Genomic DNA, 22,344 nt, shown 5'->3' with positions numbered 1-22,344 from the left:
GCCTACGCCCGGAACGCCAGGACCGCGCGGGTGCCGGTCCCGCCCGGGACGTAGGAGAGGGCCGAGCGCAGGTTCGTCGCCATGGCGCGCACGATGCGCGACCCGAGACCGGTGCCGCGGATCTCTCCCTCCCCGGTCCAGCCGATCCCGTCATCCTCGACCGCGAGGCGGATCGAGTCGGATCCATCCCGGTCCACCGCGACCCGGATCTCGCCGGAGGTGCCCGGCGGATAGGCGTACTTGTAGGCGTTGGTGACGAGTTCGGTCACCACGACGCCGACCGAGACCGCCTTGTCGGGGGGGAGATGCACCGGTTCGGAGCGCAGTCGAATCGCGTGGTCCCGGCCGCTCGCCCGCATGGCGGCCTGCAACTCTTCGATCAGGCTGCCAAGATAGGCGTCGAGCGCGACGGACTCGACGTCGTCCGAGGTGTAGAGGCGGCGATGAATGCCGGCGATCGCCGAAATCCGAGCCTGCATCTCATCGAGCGCGGCCTTTGCGGCCGGGTCGGTCACGGCGTTGCGCTGCATGTGCGCCAGGGCCGCCACCAGGGCCAGGGAATTGGCAACCCTGTGATTGACCTCGCGCAGCAGCAACTCGGCCCGGTCGCGCGCCTCGCGCATCTCCGCCTCAGCGCGCTCCTTGGCGCGCCGCAGTGCCTCCTGCCGAAGCGCCGTGTCCACGGCCTCGCACAACAGTTCGCGGAACTGGCCCTGCACGTCCTTCCAGACGTAATCGACGGCGCCCGCCTTCAAAGCGGCCACCGCGACGCGGGAATCATCGGAGCCGGTCACGTAGATGACCGGAGGTGCCCGCGGCAGGGCCCGGATCTCCGGCAGCAGATCGAGACCCGTCTGGCCAGGCATGTGATGGTCGAGTGCCACGGCATCGATCCCGCCCTGCGCCAGTCGGACAAGCCCCTCTGCGCCGCTCGCACACAACTCAACGGCGTAGCCGCGGGCCTCCAGCGAGCGCCGGATCAGGCGCGCGAGGCCTGGATCATCGTCGATATAGAGGATCCGGGTCGCCGCGGCGGCACGAAGCGCACCGGCTTCATCAACGGTCATGGGTTCTGTGGAACCTCCATAACCGAGAAGAACAACCCGAGCTGGCGGATCGCGTTGGCGAAGCCCTCGTAGTTCACCGGCTTCGTGATGTAGACGTTCGCCCCGAGATCGTAGCAGCGCTGGATCTCCCGGCTGTCGTCGGTCGTGGTCAGCACCACCACCGGGGAGCGGCGGGTATGTGGGTTCGCCTTGACCTTCTCCAGGATGTCGAGACCCGTCATGTCGGGCAGGTTAAGGTCGAGCAGGATCAGGAGGTGGCGCCGGGCGCTCGCCTCGCCCGACCCGTCCGGGCCGAACAGATAGGCCAGGGCCGAGGTGCCGTCCTGGAATGGCACGATCTCGTTGTTGACACCGGCCCGGCGGATGTTCCGCTCGATCAGCCGCGCATGGCCCTCGTCATCCTCAATCATCACGATGCTGACGGGGTGCACAGGTCGCTCCACGCTCATGCGGCGGCCAGGGGAGCCGGGCCAGGCTCCCGAACGAGCACCGTAACGGCGCCGTGCGGCAAGATCACGTCGAACGTCGTACCGTCACCGAGCCGCGAACGCATCTCGATCCGGCCGCCGAAGGAGCGAACCAATGCTTTCACATGCGCGAGACCGATGCCCTCGCCGGGCCGGTCCTGCGCCCCGGACCGCCGGAACAGCTCGAAGACGCGCGCATGATCCCGGTCCGCGATGCCGCGGCCGTTATCGGCGACCGAAAAACAGATTCCCCGCGCCCCGGCGGCCCGGGCCGTGACGGCGATCTGCCCAGGCCGGGACGGATCGAGGTACTTGATGGCGTTGTCGAGCAGGTTGCCGAAGATCTGTTCGACCGCAAGACGGTCGGCGACGATCCGCGGTAAATCGGGCGCGATGGTCACGACCGCGCGGGCGGCCTCGGCCTGATGCCTGTGCGCGTCTGCCAGTTCCTGGAGCACGGTCGTCATGTCCAGCGGTTCCGGCCTGAACTGCCGCCGTCCCTCACGTGACAGCTTCAGGATGGCGGCGATCAGGCCCTCCATCCGGTTCACCGCCGCCTTGATGAAGCCGAGCGCCTCGCTGAAGTCCGTGTCGATCCGCTCGGCCTGCGGATGCCCGTGGAGCGCCGCGCGAACCTCAAGACGCGTCGCCTCCAGCTCGCTGGTGAAGCCCATCACGTTGACCAAGGGTGCCCGCAGGTCGTGGCTGACGATGTAGGCGTAGCGCTGAATCTCCTCGTTCGATTCGCGAAGTTCCGCCTCCGCCTCACGCTGCTCGGTGATATCGGTGTGGACGCCGACCCACTCGCGGATATCGCCGGTTGCGTCGAGGACCGGGACCGCGCGGATCGCGAAATGACGCCATGACCCATCCGCCGTGCGAACCCGGTGTTCGTGGTTGAAGGTACGCCGGGCCCTGACGGTCGCGTTCCAGGCATCGACGGTGGCCTGTGCGTCCTCGGGATGCACCACTTGGGCCCAGCCATAACCCTGATACTCCGCGCGGGTCTGGCCAGTCATGGCGCTCCAGCCGGGCTGCTCGCCCAGCATCCGTCCGGCCGCATCGTTGGTCCAGAGCACGCCGCGGACCGCCTGGATCGCAGCCCGGAACCGCGCCTCGCTCGCCTGGAGGTCGCGCTGGACCCGCTGCTGGTCGAGGGACGAGCCCAGCAGCGCCAAAAACAGGATGAAGAAGGTCGCCCCGGTGACGTAGAGGGCGAGGTTCTGCTGACCTTGCGGCAGCATCTCGGCATGGGTCGCCGGCGCGCCCGTCGCCGTGAAGGTTGCTGCCGCCATGCCGGTGTAGTGCATCCCGGCTACGGCCAAACCCATGACGCCGGCTGCGATCAATTTCTGACCGACGCCTTGCTGGCGGAACGCGAGCCACAAGGCAGCCGTCGCTGCCGTCACCGCGATCGCGACCGACACCGCCACGAGGGCCGGAGCGTAGGCGAGGTCGCCGGGGATCCTTAAAGCCGCCATGCCGGAGTAGTGCATCGCCGCTACGCCGAGGCCCATGAGCGGCCCAGCCACGAGGATGGCCGCGACGCTGTTGCCCCGATAGGCGACCCAGGCGAAGGCGATCCCGGTCACGCCCACGGCGATGAGGAGGGAGAGCAGCGTCAAGCCGACATCGTAAGCAGCGCTCAGCCCCATGTCCAAGGCGAGCATGCCCACGAAATGCATCGACCAGATGCCGCCGCCCATCGCCAGAGCGGAGCCCCCGATCCAAGGCCAGCGCGGTCCGGATGATTGCACGCGGATACGCGCTGCGAGATCCAGGGCCGTGTAGGATGCGAAAATCGCGAGCCCGATCGACAGGGCGACGAGCGCCGGGTTGTAGCCGGTATGGATCATGGGTTTATCGTCGCGCGACGGGCGCAAGCTCTGATTTAGCCCGCGCGATCGGAACGCGCCATCTGATTTAAGCGCGCCTTTGCCCGATATTGATCCGAACGGAGCGCTGCTGCAGCGCGGATGACGGCTCGATCGCAGCTCGCGGTACGGCATGAAAGCGTACAGTGAAATCAAGCACGCGGGCCATTTTCACGTTGTCTACCGCGTGAGACCGAAGAAGTGCCGAGCATCGGCGGCAGGCTGCCCCCTCGAAATGCGAAGCTTTTTGCCGTCACCGTGTGCGAAGCTTCAGCCGCGAGAACGGCACGACGCTGCGATTGCGTGGGCGCGATGACGGAGCGACAAAAAATTTACCTCGGCGGCACCGACATGGTCTCTCTCAAGGCTTTGTCGCGTTGTAGGCTGTGTCCAATGCCCATCGCGAATGCCGGTTCATGAACGAAGACGCTGCGGCGCCGTTTCCCGACCCTCTGCGCGATGCGCTGGCGCACGCCCTCTATGCGCATGATCGTGCTGGCCTTCCGGATCGCCCCGCCTGGGACGATGAAGCCCTGGATGTTGCGGAACCGGGCCTGCGCGAGCGCTATCTCGGCTGCATCGATGCCCTGGCCGCCGGGCCTCTGGCCCGGATTCTTGCGGATGCCGCTGGCCGATCCGCCGACGAGGAGGAGCTGCGCGTCCTCCGGCGTCAGCGGATGGCGCCGGAGCGCGAGCGGGAATTGCTGGAGGCCAACAATCGACTGCTGAGCCGAGTCGAAGCCGCGGAGGCGGCGCAGGACATTGCCGAGGCGGCTCTGGCGCGCATGCAGCGCGAGCGGGATGTGGCACGGGAAGCCGAAGCGTTCTGGCAGCAATTCGCCTTCGACGCAGACGATTTGGCGACCAGGCGCCTGCTCGAACAGAACGAGGCTCGCGCTGCCGCCGAACGGGACGCGATCCGCGAGCGCTGCCAGCGGGAGCGCGCGGAAGCCGCGCTGCGCCTGTTCGCCGACCGCGCGGAGGTCATGCCCAAGGAGGGTTGGGCCTCGGAACTCTCAAAGGCGAATCGCGACATACCACTCTGGTGGTTCCATGCGGCCCGCGTCGCCCTGGAGCCGCCGGACAGCGTCAGCGATCCAGCGGGCGAGAATCGCTGAGGCGATCAGGCCGCCGTTGACTGCTTCACGGACGCCTCGCGAAACAGGGCCGTGCAGCCGGAGCCGCGATGCATGCTCAGGATCGACGCCCGGTCGATATCGGGGTGTGTCTTCAGCACGTTCTGCACGCAGCCGAGGACGCGCTCGTACTGCGCGGCATCGAAATTCGGCTCCAGCGGGCTCACCGCGATGTAGGTCTCGACCACGAGCACGCGCTCGGCCCGGTCGCGCGCGACATCGACGGCGATCCATGACGATTTGATCAGGCTGGTGCTGGCGAGCATGGATGTTCCCTCCTGCAACAATGCACCTTTCAGCATGCCTGCCGGCTGCCGATTTTGGCGAAATCATGAACCGCATCGGCAGGAATGCCAAGGGCTGCCGGTCGAACACCAGCATCCCCAACTGTCCGACGCGTTGAGTCGCGCCCAAACTCATCTTACGGTGCGCAACTAACCGCTTTCGGATCAACCGTAAGGGGTCTCGCCTCCGCCGAATGGCATGTGGTATACACATCAGCGGATCCGTCATTCGAGATCCGCATGACGGTGTCGCGATACGACGAGACCGCGTTGGGAGGGCTTTGAGAGATGATCCGTTCGAGGATGGGCCCGGAGGTCCCGCGCCCTGCCGCGCTTGTGAGGGCGATCCGCGCGGCGTCCGCCCAGACGGCCTGAGCCGCGCCCCCCGACATCCCGACGATTCCCCTCAACTCCGAGATCGATCATGACCAAAGCGCTTGAAGGCGTCCGCATCCTGGACTTCACCCACGTTCAATCCGGCCCGACCTGCACGCAGCTTCTCGCGTGGTTCGGCGCCGATGTGATCAAGGTTGAGCGCCCCGGCGTCGGCGATGCCACGCGCCAGCAGCTCCAGGATATTCCGGACGTGGACAGCCTCTATTTCACGATGCTGAACCACAACAAGCGCTCGATCACGCTCGATTCGAAGAACCCGAAGGGCAAGGAGGTGCTGTGGCGCCTCATCAAGGAATGCGATGTCCTCGTCGAGAACTTCGCGCCCGGCGCCCTCGCCCGGATGGGCCTGACCTGGGAGAAGATCCACGAGGCCAACCCGCGGATGATCCTGGCCTCGGTGAAGGGCTTTGGGCCGGGCCGCTACGAGGATTGCAAGGTCTACGAGAACGTCGCGCAATGCGCCGGCGGCTCCGCCTCGACGACCGGCTTCCGCGACGGCATCCCGATGGTGACCGGCGCGCAGATCGGCGATTCCGGCACCGGCCTGCACCTCGCGCTCGGCATCGTCACGGCCCTCTTCCATCGCACGCATAGCGGCCTCGGCCAGAAGGTCGACTGCGCCATGCAGGACGGCGTGCTGAACCTGTGCCGTGTGAAGCTGCGCGACCAGCAGCGGCTCGAGCACGGACCGCTGAAGGAGTACAGCCAGTTCGGCGAGGGCATCCCGTTCGGCGAGGCGACCCCGCGCGCGGGCAACGATTCCGGCGGCGGCCAGCCCGGCCGTATCCTGCGCTGCAAGGGCTGGGAGCAGGATCCGAACGCCTACATCTACGTCATCACCCAGGCCGCGGTCTGGGAGCCGATCTGCGACATCATCGGTGAGCCCGACTGGAAGACCGATCCGAACTACGCCACCCCGAAGGCGCGCCTGCCGCACCTCAACGAGATCTTCACGCGCATCGAGGCGTGGACGATGAAGGTGTCCAAGTTCGAGGCGATGGACACCCTCAACAAGTACGACATCCCCTGCGGCCCGATCCTGTCGATGAAGGAGATCGCCGAGGACGAGGCCCTGCGGAAAACCGGCACCATCGTGGAAGTCGATCACCCGACGCGCGGCAAGTACCTGACCGTCGGCAACCCCATCAAGCTCTCGGCCAGCCCGAGCGAGGTGGAGCGGTCACCGCTCCTCGGCGAGCACACCGAGGAGATCCTGCGCAGCGTGCTCGGCTACTCCGAGGCGGAGGTCGGCGAGATTGCCCATTCTGGGGCGATCGGGGCGATCCAGAAGATCGCGGCCGAGTGAGCTGACAAGCGGGCGGTCCGCCGCCCGCAGACGGTTGAAGAGATCCGCGGCGAGGTCGATGCCCGGTGGAACGGGCGTCGGCACGCTGCCGTTCCCCTGCCCTCCCCCCAACTCGGGTGGAATGACGCTCCGGAGATCGCATGCGCATCGCCTTCATCGGTCAACAGGATTTCGGGAAGGCCGTGCTAGAGGCGTTCCTCCAGCGGGGCGACACGGTTGCGGGCGTGTTCTGCGCGCCGGAGAAGCCCGGTGCCAAGCCCGATGTCCTGAGGACCGCGGCGGAGGAGAAGGGGCTTCCGGTTCTTCAGTTCCCGAGCCTGAAGAGCCCGGAGGCCGAGGCGGCCATGCGCAGCCTCGATGCCGATATCGGCATCATGGCTTACGTCCTGCAATTCGCGCCGCAGAGCTTCGTCACCATCCCGAAACACGGCACGATTCAGTACCATCCGAGCCTGCTGCCCCGATATCGCGGCCCCTCGTCGATCAACTGGCCGATCGCCCGCGGCGACACGCAGACCGGCCTCACGATTTTCCGGCCGACCGACGGACTCGATGAGGGGCCGGTGATCCTCCAGAAGACCTGCCCGATCGGTGCCGACGCGACCTTGGGCGAGATCTACTTCGACAATCTCTTTCCTCTCGGCGTCGAGGCAATGCTGGAGGCAGCCGACTTGGTCGTAGCTGGCCAACACATCGAGATCGATCAGGACGAAGACGCCGCGACCTACGAGGGCTGGTTCCGCGCCGCCGAGGCCGAGATCCGCTGGTCGGCCCATGCGGAGCAGATCTACAACCTGATCCGCGCGGCCAACCCCGCCCCCGGCGCCTGGACGACCCGGGATGGCCAGAAGCTCCAGATCTTCGATTCCTGCCTGCATCCCGTCCGGCGCCTCGGCGACGTGAAGGGCAAGCCCGGCGAGGTGATCGCCATCGACGAGGACGGGTTCAGCGTCTGTGCGCAGGGCGGCCGGATCGAGATCCGGAAGGTCAAGCCGGAGGGCGGCAAGAAGATCGCGGCCTCCGACTACGCCCGCGAGGCCGGATTGGCCGTGGGGCAGGTGCTCGGCCGCTAAGATCGCTCTGGACCGGCATTCGCCGCGTTGAGCCCATATCCGCGGAACCGCTCGACTGTCGATCCGATCTCGTGATCCGACAGCACGGTCGGGATGCCCACCTGCAACGCCACCGCATATTGGTGGCAGAGCGTCTCCAATTCGACGGCGAGCCAGACGGCCTTGTCCAGGCTCGCCCCGGCGGCGATCATGCCGTGATTGGCGAGGAGACAGACATTGCGGTCTGCGAGCGCCGCCAGCGCCAACTCGGACAACTCGGCGGTGCCGTAGGGCGCGTAGGGTGCGCAACGCACGTTCGGTCCGCCGAAGGCGGCGATCATGTAGTGGACCGCCGGGATCTCTTTTCGGCAGAGCGCGAAGGCCGTGCAATAGACCGGGTGCGCGTGGACGACCGCACCGCAATCCGGCCGGGACGCAAGGATGTCCCGGTGAAAGCGCCACTCCGACGAGGGCTTCTGGTCCGCCGGGTGCGTACCGTCGAGCCCCAGGGGCACGACATCCTCGGGTCGCATCCGGGCCGTCGGCAGTCCGGAGGGCGTGATCAGGAGCCCGTCGCGAAACCGCATCGAGACGTTGCCCGAGGTGCCGCGGTTCAGGCCCTGCGCGTCGAGCTCCCGCGCCGCCGCCACGACGCTCTCCCGCGCGATGCGCTCGTCCCTATCCATGAAGGGTCTCCCGAAGGTTAGGGTTTCGGGTATGCGCAAAAGCCCGGCGCCGTAAAGCGCCGGGCTTCTTTCAGGTCTGCCGCAGTGACTATTGCGCCAGCGCCGGGGCGAGGCTCGCTTCGGGCTTCTTCGTGTAGGCCGCACGCATTGGCTTCAGCACGAAGAGCGCCAGCAGGGCTGCGAAGATGTTGAGCGCCGCCGCCGCCAGGAACACCGCGTGCCAGCTCCCGGTCATGGTGGTCAGCACACTGGTATAGGGCACGATCAGCGCCGCCGTCCCCTTGGCGGTGTAGAGCAGGCCGGCATTCGTGGCCGCGTATTTCGAGCCGAACGTGTCACCGCAGGTCGCCGGGAACAACGAGTAGATCTCACCCCAGGCGAAGAACACGAGGCCGGTCAGCAGCACGAAGGCGATTGGGTTGTGGCCGAGCTGGCTCAGCGCGTAGATCCCCAGCCCCTCGATCGCGAACGAGATGAACATCGTGTTCTCCCGGCCGATATGGTCGGAGACCCAGCCGAAGAACGGCCGCGTCACGCCGTTGAGCACCCGGTCGAGGGTCGCCGCGAAGGTCAGGGCCGGCAGGGTGATGCCGAGCAGCGAGACCGGCACGTCGGCGATCATGAAGTCCTTGGCGATGGGGCCAAGCTGCGCGGTGGCCATCAGGCCGCCGGCCGCCATCATCACGAACATCGCGTACATCACCCAGAAGATCGGGGTGCGGACCATCTCGCCGGGCTTGAAGTCACGCTTGGACTGGCTGACCCGGGCGATCTCGGGCACCTGGCCCTTGGCGGGAGCGCGCAGGAACAGGGCGATCAGCATCACGATGACGCCCTGCCCGATGCCGAAGTAGAAGAAGGCGGCCTCGTAGCCCTGCGCCTTGATCATCGCCTGGATCGGCACGACGGTCAGCGCCGAGCCCGCGCCGAAGCCCATCGCGGTGATGCCGGCGGCGAGGCCGCGGCGGTCCGGAAACCACTTCAGGGAGTTGCCCACGCAGGTGCCGTAGACCGCGCCGGCTCCGGTCCCGCCGATGGCGGCGGCGACGTAGAGCATGGTCAGCGACTCCGCATAGGAGTTCATCACCCAGGCGATGCCGCAGAGCAGGCCGCCGAACAGGGTGACGATCCGCGGGCCGTACTTGTCGACGAACCAGCCCTCGATCGGCACCAGCCAGGTCTCGGTGACCACGAACAACGTGAAGGCGACCTGGATCGCGGCGCGATCCCAGCCGTGCCGCTCCTGCATCGGGTTCACGAAGAACGTCCACCCGTACTGCATGTTGGCGATCATGCACATACAGATGACGCCGAAGGCGAGTTGCAGCCATCGGCCGCCCCCCACGGACGTGCGGATCTCGGACATTCGCTTCCCTCCTCGCTAATTTTATTGTTGCCGTTCGCGTCGAACCGTTCCTATGCCCTGCGCAATCCAGATGTGGCAGAACAAAGCGACCGTCGTGCTTCGAAAAATTCTTGTCTCGGAGTCAAATTCAGTCGGTGAAAGCGGTTGACCAAAACCGCCATCGCATCAGTTCAGCATTGGTCGACGGTATGCCAGCAAGATGGTGCTTATATTGGCGCGGGGTGTCAATCGAACCTGCAGAAAAATACCGGATGACAAGCGGGGATTAACGACAACGTTCGGACGTAACCGGCGTTTGGTGCTGCAAACGGCGTCCACGATCGCGTGGGTCCGGCCCATCCGCTGCTCAGAGGTCTGTGGGACTGGTTCGCGCTCGACTAGGATCGCGGCAAGGTTTGGGTTAGTCCACGGGGAAGCGCACGACTGAGAATGCGTGCGGTACATCATGCGTGTGAGCCGCCGGACCAGGGATGTCGAACTCCGAACCGCTGAGCGTCAAGCCGATCGTTGCCAGTTCAAGTCTACGGACCTTGGCCTACGAGGCGTTGAAGACGGCCATCACCAACATGGACATCTATGGGCGCCCCGACGAGGTGCGGCTCGATGAGCGGAAGCTGTCGCAAGATCTCGGAGTCAGCCGCACGCCGGTCCGCGAGGCGCTGACTGTCTTGGAACAGGAGGGTTTTGTCCGTTCGGAGGCCCGACGCGGGGTGTTCGTTATCAAAAAGAACAAGCGCGAGATCGTCAGCATGATCCACGCCTGGACGGCGCTGGAAAGCATGGCGGCGCGGCTCGCCTGCACGCGTGCCACCGACGCCCAGCTGCGGTCCCTGCGCGACGCGTTTCCGGAGTTCTATGGTGGCCAGCCGTCTGAGCACCTGGACGAATACTCCGACGCCAACATCCGTTTTCATCAGCGCATCATCGCGCTTGGCCATTGCGAAGCGATCGCGGATCTCACGAGCAACCTGCTGATGCATGTGCGCGGCATCCGCAGCACGGCCCTACGCCAAGGTGATCGTGCAGAGCGCTCGATTCGCGAACACGTCGCCATCATTGCGGCGCTTGAGGCTCGGGACGCCGACCTCGCCGAGCGTCTCGTGCGCGAACACGGTCTTGGCCTTGCAAATCACGTCGACACCTACGGCGATTATCTCGACTGATCGCTCGAACGGCGGTGACGCCGCCTTCGGAAAGGCGCTCGGACGGCGCCCTGCGGACGTCGCTTCGGCGTCTTGTCAGCGCAGTGCAACATTTGCGCGATCCGCCCGCGGCGACGGGGCTCACGCTCCCCCTGCAACCGACAGGAAGTTTTTATAGCTCCTCGCGTCTTCAAATGCGCGTCATGCATGCGAGGCATGGTCGGCATTCCGTATCTGGCATACCAGTTTGCGCAGCGGCATGACATTTACTGCGTCGCAACATAGAGACCGCCGCTTCGGAGTGTTCCATGATCGCCAGCTTCGCCCTGATCTTCGTCGCCTTCGCGATCTGCCAGGCTGTCCTGACCGTGAAGTTCGCTGACTTCCTCAGCCCCAAGGTGGATTCGGATCGCGCTGGCGCGGCCTCGCGCGCTGTCGGTTCGGCCAAGCTCGCCTGACACCGCCACAGGGTCGCTGCGGCGACTGCGTAGACTTAACGCTTTCCTCGTAACTATCCGTTAGGGTCAACTCTCAGTTGACCAGACGGGCGAGGAAGCGACCGTGTTGGCCCTCGCCGCGACAGCACGATCTTCGGATCAACCATTTGTCCTGCTGATCTCTGATCGGCCAACGGAGCGCGCGGCGCTCGAGCGGGCTATAGCGCTGGTGATGGATTGTCGCGCGCTCGCGCCCGGCATGACGATCCCAGCGGTGCGGCCCCACCTCGTCATCCTCGACATCCCGCCGGACCGGATCGCGGCGCTCGAGCCGGTCCTGAACTTCGGTCGGCAACCGGTGCCGCGGCTCGTCCTCACCCGTGGTGAGCATCTGGCGCCGACGAACCAACACCTGCGTTACCTTCCGGCCGCAAGTCCGCGCCAGGTCGTGCTGGCCAACGCCTTCGCGATGATCGAGGCAGCGACGCGCTCGGACGAAACCCGGCGGCGACGGCTCCAAGAAATCGTAACCGGCGCGACCGCGCTCGTGGCCGAACTGTTCGACAGTGCCGCCCTGGGTGCCACACTTCAGCGGGACGATGTCGACCGGGGGACCGAGCTGGTCCTGAGAGCGGTCTCGGAGGTCGGGATCGGGTCGTGGCTTGAGGCGGTCTGGCGCCACGATATCGGGGTGTACCAGCATACGCTCGGCGTCGCCGGCCACGCGGCCACGTTCGGATCGCAGATCGGCCTGGGGCGCAGCGATCTCGCCCGCCTCGTCCGTGCGGCCCTGCTGCACGATATTGGCAAGTCTCGCATTCCGGTCGAGATCCTGAACAAGCCGGGGCCGCTCACGCCCGAAGAGTTCCGGCTGATGCAGCGGCACCCGGAGATCGGCGCGGCACTTCTGCTGGCGCAGGGCGAATTCGAGCCCGAGGTGATCGATGTCGTGCGCCATCACCACGAGCGGATCGACGGCAAGGGCTACCCGGACCGTCTCTCCGGCGCGGCCATTACCGACCTCGTCCGCATCGTCAGCATCTGCGATGTGTTCTCGGCCCTGACGGAACGGCGGACCTATCGGCAGCCTGCCACGAGCGCCGAGGCCCTGTCGATCATGGTCGAGAACCAGGGACATCTTGATCCGGACCTTCTGCGTGCCTTCGCGCCGGCAATGCTCGGGAGCAGCGCGCTGGCGGCCTGATCACCGTGGCACTCTGGACACGTCCCCCATAAACACGCGCCGTTCGATCGCGACCGCCGCGCTTTCGCCGCAAGCCCGCCGGAGGGAGGCCGCCCACCTCCATCGCGCCGCGATTTGAACCGTGCCGAATCTCACCCGCCCCCTCGCCGCCGCGCTGCTGCTCACCCTCACCGGTTGCGGCGGCCTGACCCTTACACCCGAGCCCGAGGTCGAGAACGCGACGCATGCGGCGATTCTCGACGAGGTCGCGGCTGCAGCGGCGATCTCGGCTTACCGCGTGCAGCACGGATTGAGCCCCGTCGTGGTCGATCCCACGTTGGTGAAGGCAGCGTCTTTCCAGGCCAACAACAATGCCCGGCACGGCCAGCTCAGCCACGAGATCGGCGGCAGCTTCACATCGCGCATGGCTTCGGCCGGACTGGCGAAATCCTGGGCGGCCGAGAACCTCAGTGCGGGTTCCGAGACGCTGGAGCAGGTGCTCGCGCGGTGGAAGGCGAGTCCCGAGCACAACAAGAACATGCTGCTCCCGCAGATCCGCCGGATCGGCATTGCTCGGGTGGATGCCCCCGGCACCCGCTACAAGCGGTTCTGGGCCCTGGTGATGGCGGGCGCCTGACAGACGCTCAGGGATCGGCTGGCGCCAGATCCACGATCCGCAGCTGGGCCCGCTCGGCACCGCGCCAGCGGTCACAGGACAGCGTTCCGGCCACGTGCATGTCGCGGCCGATCCCGTTCAGGAGGGCGATGCCGAGCGGCCGTTCCGCTGCCCGGAAGCAGATCGCGCCGACGGCCTGACCATCACGGCTGCGCAGGCGCGCCCGGACGTGGCTCGACCCGACGACCGCCGCATCCACCAGCCGATGCCGCCCGAGGGCGAAAATCGGCTCCGGCGCACCCTGTCCAAACGGGCCCGCCCGTTGGAGCAGTCGCACGGTCTCGGCGGTGGCGCCGCCGGCGCTGAGGCCGCCGTCGATCAGCAACGCATCGGCCGAGCGGGCCAGAGCGACGCTCGCCTTCAGAAGGGTGGTGAGGTGGGCCTCGAATCGGGAGATGGCGTCTGCCTGAAGGGTGACGCCGGCCGCCATCGCGTGCCCGCCGCCCTTTGTGGCGATGCCTGCCTCGACGCAGGCGCGGACCGCAAGGCCGAGATCCGCACCGGGAATCGAACGGCCCGAGCCTGTTGCGCTGCCATCCGGGCGGAGCGCGAAAGCGAAGGCGGGCCGGTTGAACCGTTCCTTCAGCCGCGATGCGATCAAGCCAACCACCCCCGGATGCCATGCGGCGCTCGCCGCCACCAGGACGGCGCGGGTGGGATCGGTGGTGACGATCCGGTCCATCTCGGCCTCGGCTTCCATCACAGCCTGCGCCTCGATGGCCTGACGCTCGCGGTTCAGGTGATCGAGGTCGGCGGCGATGCGGACGGCCTCGTCGGGATCCGCGGTGGTGAGCAGCCGGGCGCCAAGCCCCGAATCGCCGATGCGTCCACCGGCATTGATGCGAGGCCCAAGAACGAAGCCGAGATGCCACGCCTCGGGTGGCTCGCTTAGCGAGGCAGCATCGAGCAGCGCAGCCAGGCCGGTGCGCCCGCGATGACGCATCACCGTCAGGCCTTGGTTGACGAAGGCCCGGTTGAGGCCCGTGAGCGGCACAACATCGGCCACGGTGGCGAGGGCCACGAGGTCAAGGGCGTCGGTGAGGGCCGGCTCGGGGCGGCCCGCCCCGAAGAACCCCTCTTGGCGCAGGGCGCGGTTGAGGGCGACCAAGGTCAGGAAGACCACGCCGGCCGCACAGAGATGGCCGAGCCCGGAGAGGTCATCGAGGCGGTTCGGATTCACCACGGCGCGGGCGGGCGGCAGAACCTCGGCGGCGGCGTGGTGATCGAGCACGATCACGTCCAGCCCGGATTTCTCGGCCTCTTCCAGGGGCGCATGGCCGCTCGTCCCGCAATCGACGCAGACCAGGAGGGTCGCGCCGTCGGCCGCCAGGGCGGTGATCGCCGCGACGTTGGGCCCGTAGCCCTCCGTGATCCGGTCCGGGATATGGATCGGCGCTCGGATGCCGAGACCGCGCAGGTAGCCGGCCAGCAGGGCGGCACTCGCGGCCCCATCGACATCGTAATCACCGAAGATCGCCACGGTCTCGCCACGGCGGACAGCCCGCACAAGGCGGCGGACGGCCGCGTCCATATCGAGCAGCGTGTCCGGATCGGGCATCAAGTCGCGCAGGCGCGGGGCGAGATGACGCTCCGCTTCCTCCGGGGCGACCCCTCGGCCGGCGAGGACCCGGGCCAGCAGTTCCGGCAGGCCATGGGCCTGCACCATCTTGGCGATCCGGTTCTGGACGGCCGCGCCGCCGCACCGCTCCTGCCAGCGCCGTCCGGTCACGGAGGAGACGACGCCCAGGAAGGCTGGCGGATCGGCGAGGAGCGCTGCGGACGACACGACCGACATCCTACACCGGCCGCTTTCCGGAATCCGGGGCTTGGCGGCAACAACCTGCCGTGGTCGCGCGGTGAGCACAAACGAAACAGGGCGGGCATTGCTGCCCGCCCCGACGACCCGTCCCTTCACCGAAGCGTCAGAACGCCTTCAGGATCTGGTCGACCACCTTCTTGGCGTCTCCGAACAGCATCATGGTGTTGTCGCGGAAGAACACCTCGTTCTCGACGCCCGCGTAGCCGGAACCCATGCCGCGCTTGATGAACAGCACGGTCTTGGCCCGCTCCACATCGAGGATCGGCATGCCGTAGATCGGCGAGGCCTTGTCGGTCTTAGCGGCCGGGTTGGTGACATCGTTGGCGCCGATCACGAAGGCGACGTCCGCCTGCGGGAATTCGCCGTTGATGTCCTCCAGCTCGAACACCTCGTCGTAGGGCACGTTCGCCTCGGCGAGCAGCACGTTCATGTGGCCCGGCATGCGGCCCGCCACCGGGTGGATGGCGTATTTCACGTCGACGCCCTCCTTTTTCAGCATGTCGGCCATCTCGCGCAAGCTGTGCTGCGCCTGGGCGACCGCCATGCCGTAGCCCGGGACGATGATGACGCGCTCGGCGTTCTTCATGATGTAGGCCGCATCATCCGCCGAGCCCTGCTTCACTGGCCGGGTCTCGACCTGACCCGGGCCGGCCGCGGCGGTATCGCCGCCGAAGCCACCGAGGATCACCGAGATGAACGAGCGGTTCATCGCGTGGCACATGATGTAGGACAGGATCGCGCCCGAGGAACCGACCAGCGATCCGGTGATGATAAGCGCAAGGTTGCCCAGGGTGAAGCCGATGCCGGCTGCCGCCCAACCCGAGTAGGAGTTGAGCATCGACACGACCACCGGCATGTCGGCGCCGCCGATCGGGATGATGATCAGGCCGCCCAGCACCAGCGAGGCGATGATGATCAGCCAGAACAGGGCCTTCGACTCGGTGCCGATGAACAGCGCGAGGAGCAGCACGAGGCCGGCGGCCAGCAGCGCGTTGATCAGGTGGCGCTGCGGCAGCATGATCGGCTTGCCGGACATCCGCCCATCGAGCTTGGCGAAGGCGATCACCGAACCCGTGAAGGTGATGGCGCCGATGGCGACGCCGAGCCCCATCTCGAACAGCGACTGCTTGTGATAGTGGCCGTTCTCGATGATGCCGAAGGCCTGCGGCGCGTAGAGGGCGCCCGCCGCCACGAACACCGCCGCGAGACCGACCAGCGAGTGGAAGGCCGCCACCAGCTGAGGCATCGCGGTCATCGACACGCGCTTGGCGATGACGGCACCGGCGCCGCCGCCGATGCCGAGACCGAGCAGCACCAGGATCCAGGCGCCGAACCCGGCCGGCGGATGCCCGACCAGGGTGGTGACGATGGCGAGCCCCATGCCGACCATGCCGTACAGGTTGCCCTGCCGGGAGGTGGTGGGGTGCGACAGCCCCCGAAGCGCCATGATGAACAGGACGCCGGAGACGATATAGAGAAGGGAGGAGACGTTCTCAGACACCGGCTCAGCCCTTCTTCTTGTACATGCCGAGCATCCGCTGCGTGACGAGGAAGCCCCCGAAGATGTTCACGCTGGCGAGCACGATGCCGAGGAAGCCGAAGAACCGGGCGACACCCGTGCCCTTCTCGATGAGCGGGACCCCGACCGCGAGGATCGCGCCGACGATGATCACCGAAGAGATCGCGTTGGTGACCGACATGAGCGGCGTGTGCAGCGCCGGTGTGACCGACCAGACCACGTAATAGCCGACGAAGATCGCCAGCACGAAGATCGCGAGCCGGAACACCGTCGGATCGACGGCGCCGCCGGTGGCTGCGCTGAGGCCGTGGCCCATGCCGTCGGCGATGACCTGAGCCTGATTGGCGGCGTTCTGTGCGACCGCAGCAGCAGCGCGGGCTGCGTCGGCCAGCACGCGGGCCTGATCGGCTGCCTGGTCGGGAGGGACGATGACGGTTGCCATTCTGCTACTCCTCTCGGCCTGGCTTCACTGCGCGCCCGACGTGGCGGGCGAGCCGGAGGCCTTGTTGACCTCCGACTTGGCCAAGCCCACGGAAGCGGCTTCCGAGGCTGCGCCATCGGTCTTGGACTGGAAGGATGCGTGGGTCACAGAACCGCCGCGGGTGAGGTTCGTGGCCTTCACCAGCTCGTCGTCCCAGTTGATGGCGAGCGCCTTCGACTCCTTGTCGATCAACGTCTCGACGAAGGCGTAGAGGTTGCGCGCATAGAGGCTCGACGCCGTCGCGGCGAGACGCCCCGGGACGTTGACGTGGCCGACGATCTTGACGCCGCGCTCGGTGGTGACGATCCCGCCGGGCTTCGCACCGGCGACGTTACCACCGCGCTCAACCGCGAGGTCCACTAGGACGGAACCCGGCTTCATCGAAGCCACCATCTCCTCAGAGACGAGCTTCGGTGCCGGTCGACCGGGGATGAGCGCAGTGGTGATGACGATGTCCTGCTTGGCGATGTGGCCCTTCACCAGCTCCGCCTGCTTGGCCCGATAGCCTTCCGACATCTCCTTGGCATAGCCGCCCGCAGTCTCAGCCTGCTTGAACTCGTCATCCTCGACGGCGACGAACTTCGCGCCCAGCGATTCGACCTGCTCCTTCGTGGCGGGGCGCACGTCGGTGGCGGTCACAACCGCGCCGAGGCGACGGGCCGTCGCAATGGCCTGGAGACCGGCGACGCCGACACCCATCACGAAGACGCGGGCGGCCGGCACCGTGCCGGCGGCGGTCATCATCATCGGCATGGCGCGGCCATACTCCGCAGCCCCGTCGACGACCGCGCGGTAACCCGCGAGATTCGCCTGGGAGGAGAGCACGTCCATGACCTGCGCGCGGGTGATGCGCGGCATCAGCTCCATGGCAAACCCGGCAACGCCGGCATCCGCCATGGCCCTGAGGGCGTCTTCGTTGCCGTAAGGATCCATGATCGCCACGACGGTGGCGTCACGCTTGAACAGGGGCAGCTCCTCGCCGCCCGGGCGCCGAACCTTCAAGATCAGGTCGGCGTCGCGCGCTGCATCCGCGGCGCTTCCGGCGACGGTCGCCCCGGCTGCCTCGTACTCATCATCGAGAAAGCCGGCCCGTGTGCCGGCACCGGACTGCACAACCACATCGGCGCCGAGCGCCTTGAATTTCTTGACCGTTTCGGGAACCGCGGCAACGCGTGGTTCCGCGGAGTCCGTCTCGGACAGCACAGCAATGCGCATGCGCGGATTCCCCTTGGAGAAGCTCGGCCCCTCGAATGCGCGAAGCTGCGCAGCTTTACGAGACGAGAGCTCCGGATACAGTGATAAAATTGTATGGAATGTAACTTGAGCCCAATTTAATCGCTGCCCGCGCTTATCCCGTCCGCGCTGTGAGGCAGGGCCAGACGATCGCAGAGCATGGCCGGCCGCGGGGCCGACCCGACGTTCTCAGGCGAAGAAGAGGTACAGAAGCAGCAGGATGCCGACCACCAGGGGGCCGCGCCAGCCCACGGCCGGGGCAAGGGCGCCGACGGCTCCCGCCGCACCCGACGCGATCACGCTCAGAATCGCCAGGAGCCACGCCTCACGGATACCGCCAATGGCCAGGGCCAGAACCCAGCAGATGACGACGCCGGTGCCAATCTCGACGAAGCGGACGAAGCCGCGATAGGTCTGCTCGTGGGTTTTAGCGTCCATCGCCGGGCTGTAGGTGTGCCCGGCCACCGTATCACTCTCAGCCATCGTGCGCTCATTCCCTAAGACGCGACTTCTTGCGGTCACGGTGGGATGTAGCTCAAGCGTTTATCTGCCGCAATCGGACGCACGCAATTGATCACCGGCTCCGCGGCGGTCCGGCAATCTTAGATCGGCTTCGGAAGCCCGGCCTCGGTCAACGCTTGGCCCTGCCGCGCCATCAGCTTGTCGAGGGAGAAGTGCTCGATCTCCGCCTCGAACAACCGGTGGTAGTTCAGCTCCGACTTAAGGTGGAGAAACACGGCGCCGAGTCCGACGGCGGCCCGATCCATGAAGACGAATTCCTGCGGGACTGTGACGGGGCCGCGCTCCTTGAGCGCCTGATGAACCTGAAAGGCCTGACGGCGGCCGTATTCGCCCGGCTTCACCCCGTCGGCGACGGTACGGGTCCGATCCTCGAGAAGCGGGCCGTAGATGAACCGTGCCCAGATGTTCAGGATCTCAATCTTCTCCTTATCCAAGTCCTTGAAGCCCCAAACCTCGTAGGCGTGGACGATCCGGGCGTCGTCGTTCTCAAGGAGACCGCGGTAGAGATCCACTACGCCGCCGACGAATCGCGGATGGAAGATGCGCACGCAGCCGTAATCCAGCAGGTTGATACCGGCCGCCTCTCCGTTCTCCGAGAAGACCGTGTAATTGCCGAGATGCGGGTCTCCGTGAATCACTGCGGCTCGGCTGAACGGATGCCACCACGCCTTGAACATCGCCTGGGCGATGCGGTTGCGGATCTCGACCGGCTCCTCGGCGAAGCTCAGGATCCTGTCGCCATCGAGCCAGCCGAGCGTCAGCAGGCGTTTCGTCGACAGGTCGGGGTAGACGCGGGGTACCCGCACCGCCGCGATGTCCTTGAGCACTGCGCCGTATAGCGCGGCGTGTTTGGCCTCGCGCTCATAGTCGAGTTCCTCGCGGACCCGCGCGCCGATCTCCTTGGCGATCTCCCGCGTATCGAGCCAGGAGTTCATCCGGCGATGGAGCGCGAAGGCGACTTCCAATTGCTTGAGATCCGCCTCGACGGCCGATTGCATGTCCGGATACTGGAGCTTGCACGCCAGCCGCTCGCCGGATTTGGACGTGGCGCGGTGCACCTGACCGAGCGAGGCGGCGGCGGCGGGCTTCAGGTCGAAGCTGCCGAACCGCGCCTGCCACCCCGCCCCAAGCTCGGACTGCATCCGCCGCCGGACGAAGGCTGCGCCCATGGGCGGCGCATCCGCCTGCAGCTTCTGCAACTCGGCGGCGTATTCCGGGGGCAGCAGGTCCGGCACGGTGGCCAGCAACTGGGCCACCTTCATGATCGGACCTTTGAGGCCGCCAAGCGCCTGCGCCAGGGCGGCAGCGTTGGTGGTACCGTCCTTGCCGAACAGGCGGGACATGGCCATGCGGGCGGCCACACCCCCGACATTGGCCCCCACGCTGGCATAACGCCCCGCGCGGGCGGAGAAGCGGTTGGCTTCGCGATCGGTCTCGGCCATCTCTCGCACTGCTTGTCTGCTGTGAGTTTGCAGATATGCCGCGCTTGGCGATGCACCAGGGGCATGGGTCCCTGCGCCGCGGGTGATCAGGCCGGCCAGCTCTGCCGGATCCAACGGGCGAGGCCGACGATGGCAGCGATCGCCTGTGCCTGATCGGACAGGAAGCGCACGCCATTCAGCCGGAGAACCGGCAGCTCGGTGGTGCGCAGCCATTGTCCCCGCTGCAGGTTCAAGCGGCTGCGTAACGCCTCGGGCAGAATCAGACCGGTGGCGTTTCCGATCCGCGTTACCGCCCGCTTCATGATTGCCTCCGCGGTGTCATACGATCCGTACGACACCGAGCGTCGCGAACGGGACGCTACCCGTTCAGGCTTCCGCCTCCATCCCCTCCAGCTCCACGATCATGCCCTCGATCATGCCGAGACCGATCTGCCAGAAGCCCGGATCCTTCGCGTCGAGGCCGAATGGCGCCAGCAGCTCGCCGTATGGTTTCGAACCCCCGGCCGAGAGCAGCGCGAAGTACCGGTCTACGAAGCCATCCTCCGCCTGGGCGTAGACCCCGTAGAGCGAGTTTACGAGGCAATCACCGAAGGCGTAGGCGTAGACGTAGAAGGGCGAGTGGATGAAGTGCGGGATGTAGGCCCAGAAGGGCTCGTACCCCGCATCCAACGTGATGGCCGGGCCGAGTGATTCCGCCTGCACCGACAGCCACAGGGCGTTGATCTGGTCGGTGGTCAGCTCGCCCTTGGCGCGGGCGAGGTGCACCTTCCGTTCGAATGAGTAGAAGGCGATCTGGCGCACCACCGTGTTGATCATGTCCTCGACCTTGGCGGCGAGCATGGCCCGGCGCTGGGTTGTGTCGGTCGTGGCGCCGAGCAGCTTGCGGAAGGTCAGCATCTCGCCGAACACGCTTGCCGTCTCGGCCAGCGTCAGGGGCGTGGGCGCCATCAGCGCGCCGTTCGGACCGGCCAGCACTTGGTGGACGCCGTGGCCCAATTCGTGGGCGAGCGTCATCACATCCCGTGGCTTGCCCTGATAGTTCACCAGCACGTAGGGGTGAACGGACGGCACGGTCGGGTGCGCGAAGGCGCCGGGCGCCTTGCCGGGCCGGGTCGGCGCATCGATCCAGCGATCATCGAAGAAGCGCCGGGCAATCCCCGCCATCTTCGGCGAGAACGCGTCATAGGCCGAAAGCACCGTGTCGCGTGCCTCGGACCAGGGGATCGTGCGCTGCTCCACCTTCGGCAGCGGCGCGTTGCGGTCCCAATAGGGCAGCGCCTCCTGACCGAACCACTTGGCCTTCAGCTTGTAATAGCGGTGCGACAGGCGCGGATAGGCCGCCCGCACGGCATCGACCAGGGCCTCCACCACCTCGGGCTCGACCCGGTTGGCGAGGTGGCGCGCGTCGGCCACGTCCTTGAAGCCACGCCAGCGATCCGAGATCTCCTTGTCCTTCGCCAAGGTGTTGGTGATCAGCGTGAACACGCGCAGATGCCCGCGCAGCACGGTGCTGACCGCGCCCGCGGCCTCCTTGCGGACGGTCCCATCCGGATCCTGAAGCTTGTTGAGGGTCGGCTCGAGCGGCAACTCCTCGCCCTGCACCGTGAAGCGCAGGGATGCGATGGTCTCGTTGAACAGCCGATCCCAGGCGGCGTTGGATGTGACGGACTTCTCCAGGAACAGCTTCTCGGTGCGGTCATCGAGCTGGTGCGGCTTCTCCCGCCGCAGATCCTCGATCCAGGGGGCGTAATGAGCGAGCGGACCCGCCTCCATCGCGGCGTTCATGACCCCGTTCTCGACCCGGTTCAGCTCGAGGGCAAAGAACAGCAGATCGGCCGAAGCGCTGGTCAGGCGCTCGCGGGTGTCGCCGTAGAATTTCGCCCGTGCCTCGTCCGTCGTATCGCCGGAATACACGAGGCCAGCGAAGGACATCAGCTTACCGAGGAGGTCCTCGATCCCCTCATAGGCCCGCACGGCCTCGGCAAGGCCCGAGGAGGCGTCCGCGCGCCCGGCGATCTCTCCGATGCGCCCAGCATAGGTCTCCGAGAAGCGGCGGCACTCCTCCTCCGCGCGGGCCATGTCGGCCGCGAAGTTCGGATCGTCGAGGCCGGCATAGAGATCCGAGAGGTCCCATTCTGGGAGATGGCCGAGGTCGGCTGCCTTCGCGGCGGCGCGCGCGGCGCTCACGCCTTCCGGCAGGCGAACGGTCACCGGCGAGGCGGTGTGGCTCGGCATCATGTGGTGCGTTCCTTTCAC

The 22,344-nt window shown here is 66.7% G+C and carries 21 protein-coding genes; 7 read left to right on the top strand and 14 right to left on the bottom strand.

What is annotated here, in order from left to right:
• Positions 1-2 precede the first annotated feature (2 nt).
• The 3 genes from BLQ49_RS11965 to BLQ49_RS11955 are packed head-to-tail and all read right to left on the bottom strand — an operon-like array spanning position 3 to position 3,390.
• Positions 3-1,067: a sensor histidine kinase gene (locus BLQ49_RS11965; RefSeq protein WP_091716078.1), complete on the bottom strand. Its 1,065-nt coding sequence runs from the start codon at positions 1,065-1,067 to the stop codon at positions 3-5.
• On the bottom strand, positions 1,064-1,516 hold the full coding sequence (locus BLQ49_RS11960; RefSeq protein ID WP_091716076.1) for a response regulator: 453 nt from the start codon (positions 1,514-1,516) through the stop codon (positions 1,064-1,066). The genes BLQ49_RS11965 and BLQ49_RS11960 overlap by 4 nt, the downstream gene beginning before the upstream one ends.
• Positions 1,513-3,390: an MHYT domain-containing protein gene (locus tag BLQ49_RS11955; RefSeq protein ID WP_091716075.1), complete on the bottom strand. Its 1,878-nt coding sequence runs from the start codon at positions 3,388-3,390 to the stop codon at positions 1,513-1,515. The genes BLQ49_RS11960 and BLQ49_RS11955 overlap by 4 nt, the downstream gene beginning before the upstream one ends.
• A gap of 434 nt (positions 3,391-3,824) precedes the next feature.
• Between BLQ49_RS11955 and BLQ49_RS11950 the strand changes: the two genes are divergently transcribed.
• Positions 3,825-4,526, top strand: a complete 702-nt coding sequence (locus tag BLQ49_RS11950; protein ID WP_091716073.1) for a cation:proton antiporter — start codon at positions 3,825-3,827, stop codon at positions 4,524-4,526.
• Positions 4,527-4,531: 5 nt separating this feature from the next.
• Here the strand turns inward: BLQ49_RS11950 and BLQ49_RS11945 are convergent, their stop codons facing one another.
• Positions 4,532-4,810: a hypothetical protein gene (locus tag BLQ49_RS11945; RefSeq protein ID WP_091716072.1), complete on the bottom strand. Its 279-nt coding sequence runs from the start codon at positions 4,808-4,810 to the stop codon at positions 4,532-4,534.
• A 442-nt stretch (positions 4,811-5,252) separates the two neighbouring features.
• On the opposite strand from BLQ49_RS11945, the gene frc reads away from it, so the two are divergent.
• Together frc and BLQ49_RS11935 are read left to right on the top strand one after the other, a co-directional pair.
• Entirely contained in the window at positions 5,253-6,530 is a 1,278-nt protein-coding gene (gene frc, locus BLQ49_RS11940) for a formyl-CoA transferase (protein WP_091716070.1), read from the top strand.
• A gap of 140 nt (positions 6,531-6,670) precedes the next feature.
• Complete coding sequence (locus tag BLQ49_RS11935; RefSeq protein ID WP_091716068.1) at positions 6,671-7,603, top strand: methionyl-tRNA formyltransferase; 933 nt, start codon at positions 6,671-6,673, stop codon at positions 7,601-7,603.
• Here the strand turns inward: BLQ49_RS11935 and BLQ49_RS11930 are convergent.
• Together BLQ49_RS11930 and oxlT are read right to left on the bottom strand one after the other, a co-directional pair.
• Positions 7,600-8,268 (bottom strand): class II aldolase/adducin family protein, encoded by a 669-nt coding sequence (locus BLQ49_RS11930; RefSeq protein WP_091716066.1) that lies wholly within the window; start codon positions 8,266-8,268, stop codon positions 7,600-7,602. The genes BLQ49_RS11935 and BLQ49_RS11930 overlap by 4 nt on opposite strands.
• Positions 8,269-8,356: 88 nt before the next feature.
• Positions 8,357-9,634: an oxalate/formate MFS antiporter gene (gene oxlT, locus BLQ49_RS11925; protein ID WP_091716065.1), complete on the bottom strand. Its 1,278-nt coding sequence runs from the start codon at positions 9,632-9,634 to the stop codon at positions 8,357-8,359.
• Between the two features lie 470 nt (positions 9,635-10,104).
• Here oxlT and BLQ49_RS11920 point away from each other — a divergent pair, with 470 nt between their 5' ends.
• From BLQ49_RS11920 to BLQ49_RS11910, 4 genes are all read left to right on the top strand, one after another.
• Positions 10,105-10,797 (top strand): GntR family transcriptional regulator, encoded by a 693-nt coding sequence (locus BLQ49_RS11920; protein WP_091716063.1) that lies wholly within the window; start codon positions 10,105-10,107, stop codon positions 10,795-10,797.
• A 287-nt stretch (positions 10,798-11,084) separates the two neighbouring features.
• Complete coding sequence (locus tag BLQ49_RS29670) at positions 11,085-11,234, top strand: hypothetical protein (RefSeq protein WP_167627692.1); 150 nt, start codon at positions 11,085-11,087, stop codon at positions 11,232-11,234.
• Positions 11,235-11,472: 238 nt separating this feature from the next.
• Positions 11,473-12,417 (top strand): HD-GYP domain-containing protein, encoded by a 945-nt coding sequence (locus BLQ49_RS11915; RefSeq protein WP_425283991.1) that lies wholly within the window; start codon positions 11,473-11,475, stop codon positions 12,415-12,417.
• 121 nt (positions 12,418-12,538) lie between these two features.
• The gene (locus BLQ49_RS11910) at positions 12,539-13,033 is read left to right on the top strand and encodes a CAP domain-containing protein (RefSeq protein WP_091716060.1); all 495 of its coding nucleotides are present in this window, start codon (positions 12,539-12,541) and stop codon (positions 13,031-13,033) included.
• A gap of 7 nt (positions 13,034-13,040) precedes the next feature.
• Here the strand turns inward: BLQ49_RS11910 and recJ are convergent, their stop codons facing one another.
• The 8 genes from recJ to BLQ49_RS11870 form a co-directional block, all read right to left on the bottom strand.
• Complete coding sequence (recJ, locus tag BLQ49_RS11905; RefSeq protein ID WP_091716058.1) at positions 13,041-14,867, bottom strand: single-stranded-DNA-specific exonuclease RecJ; 1,827 nt, start codon at positions 14,865-14,867, stop codon at positions 13,041-13,043.
• A gap of 127 nt (positions 14,868-14,994) precedes the next feature.
• A complete protein-coding gene (locus tag BLQ49_RS11900; protein ID WP_091716056.1) occupies positions 14,995-16,392 on the bottom strand; it encodes an NAD(P)(+) transhydrogenase (Re/Si-specific) subunit beta in 1,398 nt (465 codons plus the stop codon).
• 4 nt (positions 16,393-16,396) lie between these two features.
• On the bottom strand, positions 16,397-16,852 hold the full coding sequence (locus BLQ49_RS11895) for a proton-translocating transhydrogenase family protein (protein ID WP_091716055.1): 456 nt from the start codon (positions 16,850-16,852) through the stop codon (positions 16,397-16,399).
• A 24-nt stretch (positions 16,853-16,876) separates the two neighbouring features.
• A complete protein-coding gene (locus tag BLQ49_RS11890; protein ID WP_091716053.1) occupies positions 16,877-18,106 on the bottom strand; it encodes a Re/Si-specific NAD(P)(+) transhydrogenase subunit alpha in 1,230 nt (409 codons plus the stop codon).
• Positions 18,107-18,313: 207 nt separating this feature from the next.
• The gene (locus BLQ49_RS11885; RefSeq protein WP_091716051.1) at positions 18,314-18,607 is read right to left on the bottom strand and encodes an aa3-type cytochrome c oxidase subunit IV; all 294 of its coding nucleotides are present in this window, start codon (positions 18,605-18,607) and stop codon (positions 18,314-18,316) included.
• A 119-nt stretch (positions 18,608-18,726) separates the two neighbouring features.
• Positions 18,727-20,088, bottom strand: coding sequence for an ABC1 kinase family protein (locus tag BLQ49_RS11880; RefSeq protein WP_091716050.1), 1,362 nt, complete (start codon positions 20,086-20,088; stop codon positions 18,727-18,729).
• 86 nt (positions 20,089-20,174) lie between these two features.
• Positions 20,175-20,390, bottom strand: a complete 216-nt coding sequence (locus BLQ49_RS11875; RefSeq protein WP_091716048.1) for a hypothetical protein — start codon at positions 20,388-20,390, stop codon at positions 20,175-20,177.
• Between the two features lie 64 nt (positions 20,391-20,454).
• Positions 20,455-22,326, bottom strand: a complete 1,872-nt coding sequence (locus tag BLQ49_RS11870) for a M3 family oligoendopeptidase (protein ID WP_091716046.1) — start codon at positions 22,324-22,326, stop codon at positions 20,455-20,457.
• Positions 22,327-22,344 lie beyond the last annotated feature (18 nt).

It is taken from the genome of Methylobacterium phyllostachyos (genome assembly GCF_900103445.1).
GTDB classification, from domain to species: domain Bacteria; phylum Pseudomonadota; class Alphaproteobacteria; order Rhizobiales; family Beijerinckiaceae; genus Methylobacterium; species Methylobacterium phyllostachyos.
This window is presented reverse-complemented; position numbering and strand designations above follow the sequence as displayed.

What these genes read in the sequence shown, in the direction of transcription:
- BLQ49_RS11965 (WP_091716078.1), bottom strand. Translation starts at nt 1,067, where the DNA reads ATGACCGTTGATGAAGCCGGTGCGCTTCGTGCCGCCGCGGCGACCCGG.
- BLQ49_RS11960 (WP_091716076.1), bottom strand. Translation starts at nt 1,516, where the DNA reads ATGAGCGTGGAGCGACCTGTGCACCCCGTCAGCATCGTGATGATTGAG.
- BLQ49_RS11955 (WP_091716075.1), bottom strand. Translation starts at nt 3,390, where the DNA reads ATGATCCATACCGGCTACAACCCGGCGCTCGTCGCCCTGTCGATCGGG.
- BLQ49_RS11950 (WP_091716073.1), top strand. Translation starts at nt 3,825, where the DNA reads ATGAACGAAGACGCTGCGGCGCCGTTTCCCGACCCTCTGCGCGATGCG.
- BLQ49_RS11945 (WP_091716072.1), bottom strand. Translation starts at nt 4,810, where the DNA reads ATGCTCGCCAGCACCAGCCTGATCAAATCGTCATGGATCGCCGTCGAT.
- frc (WP_091716070.1), top strand. Translation starts at nt 5,253, where the DNA reads ATGACCAAAGCGCTTGAAGGCGTCCGCATCCTGGACTTCACCCACGTT.
- BLQ49_RS11935 (WP_091716068.1), top strand. Translation starts at nt 6,671, where the DNA reads ATGCGCATCGCCTTCATCGGTCAACAGGATTTCGGGAAGGCCGTGCTA.
- BLQ49_RS11930 (WP_091716066.1), bottom strand. Translation starts at nt 8,268, where the DNA reads ATGGATAGGGACGAGCGCATCGCGCGGGAGAGCGTCGTGGCGGCGGCG.
- oxlT (WP_091716065.1), bottom strand. Translation starts at nt 9,634, where the DNA reads ATGTCCGAGATCCGCACGTCCGTGGGGGGCGGCCGATGGCTGCAACTC.
- BLQ49_RS11920 (WP_091716063.1), top strand. Translation starts at nt 10,105, where the DNA reads ATGTCGAACTCCGAACCGCTGAGCGTCAAGCCGATCGTTGCCAGTTCA.
- BLQ49_RS29670 (WP_167627692.1), top strand. Translation starts at nt 11,085, where the DNA reads ATGATCGCCAGCTTCGCCCTGATCTTCGTCGCCTTCGCGATCTGCCAG.
- BLQ49_RS11915 (WP_425283991.1), top strand. Translation starts at nt 11,473, where the DNA reads ATGACGATCCCAGCGGTGCGGCCCCACCTCGTCATCCTCGACATCCCG.
- recJ (WP_091716058.1), bottom strand. Translation starts at nt 14,867, where the DNA reads ATGTCGGTCGTGTCGTCCGCAGCGCTCCTCGCCGATCCGCCAGCCTTC.
- BLQ49_RS11895 (WP_091716055.1), bottom strand. Translation starts at nt 16,852, where the DNA reads ATGGCAACCGTCATCGTCCCTCCCGACCAGGCAGCCGATCAGGCCCGC.
- BLQ49_RS11890 (WP_091716053.1), bottom strand. Translation starts at nt 18,106, where the DNA reads ATGCGCATTGCTGTGCTGTCCGAGACGGACTCCGCGGAACCACGCGTT.
- BLQ49_RS11885 (WP_091716051.1), bottom strand. Translation starts at nt 18,607, where the DNA reads ATGGCTGAGAGTGATACGGTGGCCGGGCACACCTACAGCCCGGCGATG.
- BLQ49_RS11880 (WP_091716050.1), bottom strand. Translation starts at nt 20,088, where the DNA reads ATGGCCGAGACCGATCGCGAAGCCAACCGCTTCTCCGCCCGCGCGGGG.
- BLQ49_RS11875 (WP_091716048.1), bottom strand. Translation starts at nt 20,390, where the DNA reads ATGAAGCGGGCGGTAACGCGGATCGGAAACGCCACCGGTCTGATTCTG.
- BLQ49_RS11870 (WP_091716046.1), bottom strand. Translation starts at nt 22,326, where the DNA reads ATGATGCCGAGCCACACCGCCTCGCCGGTGACCGTTCGCCTGCCGGAA.